Origin of the sequence: Thauera phenolivorans (genome assembly GCF_001696715.1) — a bacterium.
Lineage (GTDB): Bacteria > Pseudomonadota > Gammaproteobacteria > Burkholderiales > Rhodocyclaceae > Thauera > Thauera phenolivorans.
Genome location: NZ_MBFM01000006.1, coordinates 191,656 through 200,429, shown reverse-complemented (window position 1 = coordinate 200,429; position 8,774 = coordinate 191,656). Strand labels below are relative to the sequence as shown.

The window sequence follows — 8,774 nt, the reverse complement described above, 5'->3', positions numbered from 1 at the left end:
CGGCTCGGTCTGTCGGCGCGGGTGGAGGTGGCCGATTGCTGCGCGCTCGACGACTGGTGGGACGGCCGCCCCTTCGACCGCATCCTCGCCGACGTGCCGTGCTCGGCCTCGGGGGTCGTGCGTCGCCATCCCGACATCAAGTGGCTGCGCCGCCCGGAAGACATCGCGGCCTTCGCTGCGACCCAATCGCGGATCCTCGATGCGCTTTGGCGCACCCTTGCACCGGGTGGCACAATGCTGTACGTGACGTGCTCCGTGTTCGACGCGGAGAATGCCGCACAGATTGCCAGGTTTTGCGAGCGTCATTCCGACGCGCAGCGCCTCGCCATCGACGACCGCCCCGACTGCCAGTTGTTGCCGAGCGCCGAACATGATGGCTTCTACTTCGCCCGGTTACGCAAGTTCCGCTGAGCGCCTGCTGCGCCGGCTCATCCTCGCCCTGCTGCTGGCGCTGGGCCCGATCGTGCCGGCGGTTGCCAACGACAGCCGCATCGTCAGCGCCGAGATCGTGCCCGGTGAGGCGGGCGGCTACGTGATCAACGCGGACGTCGCGTTCGAACTCAACGACCGCCTGCAGGACGCGCTGCTGCACGGCGTGACCCTCTACTTCGTCGCTGAGGCGATCGTCGAGCGTCCTCGCTGGTACTGGCTCAACGAGGTTGTGGTCGATCGCCGCCTCGAGTACGGCGTGAGCTACCACGCGATCACGCGCAGCTACCGGCTGTCGGTCGGCAGCTTCCATCAGAGCGTGGACAGTCTCGACGCCGCGGTGCGCACGATGCAGCGCATCCGCAACTGGCAGGTGGCGGAGGCAGGCGACATCCGGCCCGGCATCTCGCACGAGGTGGCGCTGCGTTTCCGGCTCGACATGAGCCAGTTGCCCAAGCCCTTCCAGGTCACCGCGATCGGTAGCCGCGACTGGAACCTGGGCACGGAGTGGATGAAATGGACCTTCCTTCCCGGCGCCCCCGCATTCCGCTGAAGCGCATCGGCTTCGTCGTCGCGGCTGCGCTCGCGGGCGTGCTGCTGTTCCTGCTCACCTCGGCGAGCGCGAACTCCGAGTTCTTCGAGGCCAGCTACCCTTATCTGCTGGCGCTGAACGGCGCGGTGGTGGTGGGGCTCGCCGGCCTGGTCGGCATGCAGCTGCGGCAGCTCTGGCGTGAATACCGGGTGCGCAAGTTCGGTTCGCGCCTGAAGTACCGGCTGGTCCTGATGTTCGCGCTGATGGCGATCCTGCCGGGGGCGATGATCTATGCCGTCTCGCTGCAGTTCGTGATCCGCAGTATCGACTCGTGGTTCGACGTGCGGGTCGATTCCGCGCTCGAAGGGGGTATCGCACTCGGCCAGAACGCCTTCGACTATCTGATCGACCAGGTGCACGAAAAGGCGACCGAGATGGCGCTCTCGCTCGAGGACCGGCCGCTCGTGCTGCCGACCCTGCTCAATCGCCTGCGCGAGCAGGCCGGCGTCGCGAACGCCACGGTGCTCGCGCCCAACGGACAGATCCTCGCCACCGCGGTCGATGGCGTGGGCGAGCTGATCCCCGACCTGCCGAGCCAGAGCCAGCTGCGTCAGCTGCGTCAGGGGCGCAGCTTCAAGGGCATGGAAACGCGCGGCGAGGACAGCCTGGTGATCCGCGTGGTCGTGCCGATCCCGATGCGCGCGCTCACCGCCGAGCCACTGCTGCTGCAGCTGCTGCAGCCGGTGCCAGCGACGATCTCGCGTCACGCGGAGGCGGTCGAGCTCGCCTATCGCGACTACCAGCAGCTCACCCTCGGGCGGGTCGGCTTGAACCGGATGTACACCCTGACGCTGACCCTGAGCCTGCTGTTCGCCCTGCTCGCTGCGCTCTCGGTGGCCTTCCTGATGGCGCGCCGACTGGCCAAACCCCTGCTGCTGCTGGCCGAGGGCACGCAGGCCGTGGCCAAGGGTGACTACCGTCCGCTGCCCGCGCTCAACACCAGCGACGAACTCGGCGTGCTGACGCAGTCCTTCAACCGCATGACCGGCCAGCTCGGGGACGCCCGCGCCGCCGCCGAGCGCAACCGCGCAGCGGTGGAGTCGGCGCGCGCCTATCTCGAGTCGGTGCTCGCCAACCTGTCGACCGGGGTGCTCGCCTTCGCGCCCGACGGCTCCCTGCGCGCGGCCAACAACGGCGCGCTGTCCATCCTCGACGACGAGCTCGTCGGCTTCGAGACCATCCCGCTCGCCGAATGGCCCCGCCACCAGCAGTTCCGCGACACCCTGCTCGCCCAGTTCGAAGCCCACGCGGGCGACTGGCAGACCCAGATCGAGATGGCGGTGAAGGACAGCACGCCGCGCACCCTGCTGATCCACGGCTCGCGTCTGCCCGAGCGCACCGAGGGGGGGCTGGTGGTGGTGTTCGACGACATCACCGAGCTCGTCGCCGCCCAGCGCAACGCGGCCTGGGCCGAGGTGGCACGCCGGCTCGCCCACGAGATCAAGAACCCGCTGACGCCGATCCAGCTCTCGGCCGAGCGCCTCGCCTTCAAGCTCGCCGACCAGCTCGACGCCCCGGGCCGCGCGATGCTCGAGCGGTCGACGCGCACGATCGTCGACCAGGTCGAGTCGATGAAGAACCTGGTCAATGCCTTCCGCGACTACGCCCGCCTGCCTTCGCCCAACCTCGGCCCGGTCGACCTCAACGTGCTGATCGGCGAGGTGCTGCACCTGTACGAGAGCATGTCCGGCATGGTGCGGCTCGAGCTCGCGCGCGAGCTGCCGCCGGTGGTGGGCGACGCCGCCCAGCTTCGGCAGGTGATCCACAACCTGCTGCAGAACGCGCAGGACGCGCTGGCCGATGTCGAGGACCCGGAGCTGAAATTGCTCACCCGGCGCGAGGGCGAGCACGCCGTGTTGCTTTTCCGCGACAATGGACCCGGCTTTCCGGCAGAATTGCTCGCTCGCGCCTTCGAACCCTATTTCACCACCAAGTCCCGCGGCACCGGGCTCGGCCTGGCGATCGTGAAGAAAATCGTCGATGAGCACGGCGGCAGCGTCGGGCTCGCGAACCGGGACGCGGGCGGCGCGGAGGTGCGCATCCGCCTGCGTCTGGCAGAAACCCGCAGTACTGGTTGATACATGGCAAAGATTCTGATTGTTGATGACGAGATGGGCATCCGCGAACTCCTGTCGGAGATCCTGCGCGATGAGGGCCACGACGTCGTGCTCGCCGAGAACGCTTCGGCCGCGCGCGCGGCGCGCAATGCCGGACGGCCCGACATGGTGCTGCTCGACATCTGGATGCCCGACACCGACGGCATCACCCTGCTCAAGGAGTGGGCCGCCAGCGGCCTGCTCAACATGCCGGTGGTGATGATGTCCGGCCACGGCACGATCGACACCGCGGTCGAGGCGACACGCATCGGCGCGATCGACTACCTCGAGAAACCGATCGCGCTGCAGAAGCTGCTTGCGGCGGTCAAGCGTGGCCTGCAGCGGCCCCAGGCGGCGGGCACGCCCCGACCGCTGACCCTGGCCGCCTTCAGCCGCTCGGCGCCGCTGCGCGAGCTGCACCGGCGCCTGGAGCAGATGTCGCAGGGCTCGCGCGTGATGCTGCTGCGCATCGGCAGCGGCAGCCTCGGCGAGCTGGTCGCGCGCAGCGTGCAGGCGCCCGCCGCACCCTGGCTCGATCTCGCCACGGTGAGCGCGCCGCTCGACGTGAACCAGCTCCAGGGGACCCAGGGCGGGGTGTTGTTCGTCGCCGAGCTCGCCCGCCTGTCGCGCGCCCAGCAGAAGAACCTCGCCTTCGCGCTCGAGCGTCTCGAGCGCTACGACCTGCGCCTGGTGGTCGCCACCGAGCGCACGATCGACTCGCTCGTCGGCGAGGGCTGGGAGTCGGGGCTGCTGAGCCGGCTGTTCGAGGTCAGCCTCGCGCCGCCTTCGATCGGCGACGTGCGCGACGACCTGCCCGAGCTGGCGAACCAGATCCTGCTGCACATGGTGGAAGGCGGCGAGGTGCCGCTGCGCAGCTTCTCGAGCGCCGCGCTGAACCAGCTGCGGACCCTGCCCTGGCCGGGGGGCTATGCCGAGCTGCGGGCCGCGGTGAAGTCGCTCGCGCTCGGCACGCTGGACGAGGAGATCAGCGTCGGCGACGTGCGCAAGCTGCTCGCCGGCGCGCACGGCGTCGACGCCGGCGGCATCCCGCTCGACCAGCCGCTGCGCGAGGCGCGCGAGGCCTTCGAGCGGCTCTACTTCGAGCACCACCTGCGCCTGGAAGGCGGCAACATGACCCGCCTCGCGGAGCGCAGCGGGCTGGAGCGCACCCACCTCTACCGCAAGCTCAAGCAGCTCGGGCTGCAGGCCGGTCGGCGCAACGAGGAAGGCTGAGGAGGGTTGCGGCGCCCGCTGGTGCACCGCAATATTGCCGACGCCGCGCTCTCCGCGGCAGGTAGAATCCGCCTTCCCTACAACCGCAGGTCGAGGAGCCGCTGGTGAAGATCATCATTCTTGGCGCCGGCCAGGTCGGCGCCTCCGTGGCCGAGAACCTGGTGTCCGAGGCCAACGACATCACCCTGGTGGACACCAGCGAGGAACACCTCGCCGCGCTGCGCGAGCGGCTCGAGATCCGCACCGTGGTCGGCAACGGCGCCTCGCCGATCGTGCTGCGCGAGGCCGGCGCGGAGGACGCCGACCTGCTGATCGCGGTCACCCAGTCCGACCAGACCAACCTGTGCGCCTGCCGCATCGCGAAGGCGGTGTATAACCTGCCGACCCGCATCGCCCGCCTGCGCTCGACCGACTACGTCGATTTCCCCGAACTGCTCAACGAGGAAAACTTCGCGGTCGATTTCTCGATCTGCCCCGAGCAGGTGGTGACCGACTACATCAAGCGCCTGATCGCCTTCCCCGAGGCGCTGCAGGTGCTCGAGTTCGCCGACGGCGTGGTCAGCCTGATCTGCGTGCGCGCCTTCGAGGGCGGCGCGCTGGTGGGCCATCCGCTGAAGGCGCTGCGCTTCCATCTGCCCAACGTCGAGCTGCGCATCGCCGCCATCTATCGTGACGGCGAGCCGATCATGCCCGACGGCGATACCCTGGTGCTGCCCGGCGACGAGGTCTTCTGCCTCGCCTCGACGGTGCACGTGCGCAAGATCATGAGCGAGTTGCGCGGCTCGGACCGCCCGATGCGCCGCATCATGATCGCCGGCGGCGGCAACATCGGCCTGCGCCTGGCGCGCTCGATCGAGGACAACTACCACGTCAAGATCCTCGAGACCAACCGTGCGCGCGCCGACATGCTGGCCGACCAGCTGTCGCGCGCGCTGGTGCTGCGCGGCGACGCCACCGACGAGAAGCTGCTCGAGACCGAGGGCATCGACGAGACCGACCTGTTCGTCGCGCTGACCAACGACGAGGAAGACAACATCATGTCGGCCTCGCTCGCCAAGCGCATGGGGGCGCGCCGCACGCTGGCGCTGATCAACCGCAAGAGCTATGTCGACCTGGTGCAGGGCGGCGGCGCGATCGACATCGCGATCTCCCCCGCCCACACCTCGATCGGCACCCTGCTCGCCCACGTGCGGCGCGGCGACGTGGTCGCGGTGCACAGCCTGCGCCGCGGCGCGGCCGAGGCGCTCGAGATCATCGCCCACGGCAGCCGCAAGGATTCCAAGGTGGTGGGCCGGCCGCTCGAGGAGATCGCGCTGCCCAAGGGGGTGTCGATCGGCGCCATCGTGCGCGACGTCAAGCGCGAGGACGGCAAGCTGGTGCGCCGCGAGGTCATCATCCCGCACCACGACACGGTGATCGAGGAGGAGGATCACGTGATCGTGTTCTGCACCCACAAGCGCCTGGTGCCCAAGGTCGAGAAGCTGTTCCAGGTCAGCTTCGGCTTCCTCTGAGGCGGGATCGACGATGCGTGCCTACCATCCCGCGCTCAACGCGCTCGGCCTGATCGTGATGATCTTCGGCCTGCTGATGAGTTTCCCGCTGGCGGTGTCGAGCTGGCTCGCCGACGGCGCGCATACCGCCTACGGACGCGCGATGGTGCTGACCTTCGGCGCCGGCCTCGCCCTCTTCTCCCTCACCCGCGGCCAGCGCCGCGACCTGCGGGTGCACGACGGCTTCTTCCTCGTCGCCGCCACCTGGGTGGTGCTGCCGGTGTTCGGCTCGCTGCCGCTGATGGGCTACCTGCCCGAGCTCAGCTTCACCGAGGCCTACTTCGAGGCCGCGTCCGGCCTCAGCGCGACCGGCGCGACCGTGCTCAGCGGGCTCGACGAGCTGCCCACCTCGGTGAACGTGTGGCGCACCTTCATGCACTGGCTCGGCGGCATGGGCGTCATCGTGCTGGTGGTGGCGGTGCTGCCGCTGCTCGGCATCGGCGGCCGCCAGCTGTACAAGGCGGAGGTGCCGACGCCGATGAAGGACGCCAGCCTGACGCCGCGCATCGCCGAGACGGCCAAGGGGCTGTGGATGACCTACGTGCTGCTCACCGTGGCCTGCGGCTTCAGCCTGTGGTGGGCGGGCCTCGAGGGCTGGGACGCGCTCATCCACGCGATGTCGATCGCCGGCCTCGGCGGCTTTTCGAGCAAGGACGCCTCGATCGGCCACTTCGACAACCTCAACGCCGAGATCGTCACCATCGTCTTCGCCCTGCTGGCGGCGATGAACTTCGCCACCCACTACCTCGCGCTGGTGCGGCGCAGCGTCCAGCCTTACCGGCGCGACCCCGAGATCCCCTTCTTCCTCGTCGCCCTGCTCGGCAGCGTCGCGCTGCTGACCGCCTACCTCACCTGGTTCGACGCCCACGCCGACATCCCGACCACCTTGCGCTACACCGCCTTCCACGTGGTGTCGATCTCGACCTCGCTCGGCCTGGCGAGCTACGACTACACGCTGTGGCCGATGTTCGCGCAGATCTGGATCCTCTTTCTCGGCAGCTTCATCGCGTGCTCGGGCTCGACCGGTGGCGGCATCAAGATGATGCGCGCGATCATCCTGTACAAGCAGGTGCTGCGCGAGATCATCCGCTCCCTGCACCCGAACGCGGTGCGGCCGGTGCGCCTCGGCGCCCAGTCGGTCCCCGAGGCGATGCTGCACGCGGTGCTCGGCTTCAGCTTCATGTACATGGTCACGATCGTCTCGCTCACCCTGCTGATGGTGGCGAGCGGGCTGGAGCTGATCACCGCCTTCTCGGCGGTGGTGGCCTGCCTGAACAACACCGGCCCCGGCCTCGGCACCCTCGGCCCGGGCTCGAACTATGCCGGCCTCAACGATTTTCAGACGTGGGTGCTGTCGTTCACCATGATCCTCGGCCGCCTCGAGATCTTCACCCTGCTGGTCGTGTTGACGCCGACCTTCTGGCGGCGCTGAGCGCAGCCCTCTGCGCGAAACGCGGCGGTCGTGCCGGCGGCCCGGCCGCCATCGCCCTGGGGGCAGGGCTCCTACGGCGGGTGCGTCTGTCGCAGGCATGGTAGGAGCGCAGCCCTCTGCGCGAAACGCGGCGGTCGTGCCGGCGACGCGGCTGCCATCGCCCGGGGGGCAGCGCTCCTACGGGGCGTTCGGCGCGGCGGGCGCCCATCCGGCGGCCGAACAGGCGATAATTGCGGTTTGCCTGCTGCCGGCCGGATCTGGAGACCCGAAGTGACCCGCCTGAAAAACGACACCTTCCTGCGTGCGCTGCTGCGTCAGCCCACCGAGTACACCCCGGTGTGGCTGATGCGCCAGGCCGGCCGCTACCTTCCCGAGTACTGCGAAACCCGCCGCCGCGCCGGCAACTTCCTCAACCTGTGCAAGAGCCCGGCAATGGCCTGCGAGGTGACGCTGCAGCCGCTCGCGCGCTACGAACTCGACGCCGCGATCCTGTTCTCCGACATCCTCACCGTGCCCGACGCGATGGGCCTCGGCCTGTACTTCGCCGAGGGCGAGGGGCCGCGCTTCGAGCGCCCGCTGCGGGACGAATGGGAGATCCGCAACCTGTCGGCGCCCGATCCGCACGCCGAACTGCAGTACGTGATGGACGCGGTGAGCGAGATCCGCCGCGCGCTCGACGGCAGCGTGCCGCTGATCGGCTTCTCCGGCAGCCCGTGGACCCTGGCCTGCTACATGGTCGAGGGCGGCTCGTCCTCCGACTACCGCAAGGTCAAGTCCCTCGCCTACAGCCGCCCCGACCTGATGCACCACATCCTCGACGTCACCGCGCGGGCGGTGGTGAGCTATCTCAACGCCCAGATCGAGGCCGGCGCGCAGGCGGTGATGGTGTTCGACTCCTGGGGCGGCGTGCTCTCCGAGGCGGCTTACCAGGAGTTCTCGCTGCGCTATCTGCAGCAGGTTCAGGCCGGCCTCATGCGCGAGCGCGACGGCGTTCGCGTGCCGAGCATCGTGTTCACCAAGGGCGGCGGCCTGTGGCTGGAGTCGATCGCCGCCGCCGGCTACGACGCGGTGGGCCTCGATTGGACGATGGACATCGGTCGCGCGCGCCGATTGGTGGGCGACAGGGTCGCCCTGCAGGGCAACATCGACCCCAACGTGCTGTTCGCGCCCCCTGAGGTGGTGGCGACCGAGGCGCGACGGGTACTCGACGCCTTCGGTCCGCACCCCGGTCACGTCTTCAACCTCGGCCACGGCATCTCGCAATTCACGCCGCCGGAGAACGTCCGCGTGCTGGTCGACACGGTGCACGAACACAGCCGTACGCTGCGCACGGTCGCATGACACGGGCTGCGGCCCGGGAAGGGCCGCAGACGCACCCCTGTCAAGCGAAATAATGCGGCTCGGGGGCTTGACTTGTGCACATCGGTCCGGGTTCTCGCTTT

6 protein-coding genes and 1 pseudogene are annotated in these 8,774 nt (G+C 69.1%); all 7 read left to right on the top strand.

The window, feature by feature from the left end; translation table 11 throughout:
• Window positions 1-411, top strand: a pseudogene (locus BB334_RS16920) (16S rRNA (cytosine(967)-C(5))-methyltransferase RsmB); the annotation flags it as partial.
• On the top strand, window positions 371-982 hold the full coding sequence (locus tag BB334_RS16915) for a DUF4390 domain-containing protein (RefSeq protein ID WP_068809670.1): 612 nt from the start codon (window positions 371-373) through the stop codon (window positions 980-982). The pseudogene BB334_RS16920 and the gene BB334_RS16915, both read left to right, overlap by 41 nt.
• Window positions 979-3,099 carry a sensor histidine kinase gene (locus BB334_RS16910; RefSeq protein ID WP_068809700.1) on the top strand — a complete coding sequence of 707 codons (2,121 nt, stop codon included), beginning with the start codon at window positions 979-981 and terminating at the stop codon, window positions 3,097-3,099. Before BB334_RS16915 ends, BB334_RS16910 begins: the two co-directional genes overlap by 4 nt.
• A gap of 3 nt (window positions 3,100-3,102) precedes the next feature.
• On the top strand, window positions 3,103-4,350 hold the full coding sequence (locus BB334_RS16905; protein ID WP_068809669.1) for a sigma-54-dependent transcriptional regulator: 1,248 nt from the start codon (window positions 3,103-3,105) through the stop codon (window positions 4,348-4,350).
• 104 nt (window positions 4,351-4,454) lie between these two features.
• On the top strand, window positions 4,455-5,861 hold the full coding sequence (trkA, locus tag BB334_RS16900) for a Trk system potassium transporter TrkA (RefSeq protein ID WP_068809668.1): 1,407 nt from the start codon (window positions 4,455-4,457) through the stop codon (window positions 5,859-5,861).
• A gap of 13 nt (window positions 5,862-5,874) precedes the next feature.
• On the top strand, window positions 5,875-7,332 hold the full coding sequence (locus BB334_RS16895) for a TrkH family potassium uptake protein (protein ID WP_068809667.1): 1,458 nt from the start codon (window positions 5,875-5,877) through the stop codon (window positions 7,330-7,332).
• Window positions 7,333-7,602: 270 nt separating this feature from the next.
• Entirely contained in the window at window positions 7,603-8,673 is a 1,071-nt protein-coding gene (gene hemE, locus BB334_RS16890) for a uroporphyrinogen decarboxylase (protein ID WP_068809666.1), read from the top strand.
• Window positions 8,674-8,774 lie beyond the last annotated feature (101 nt).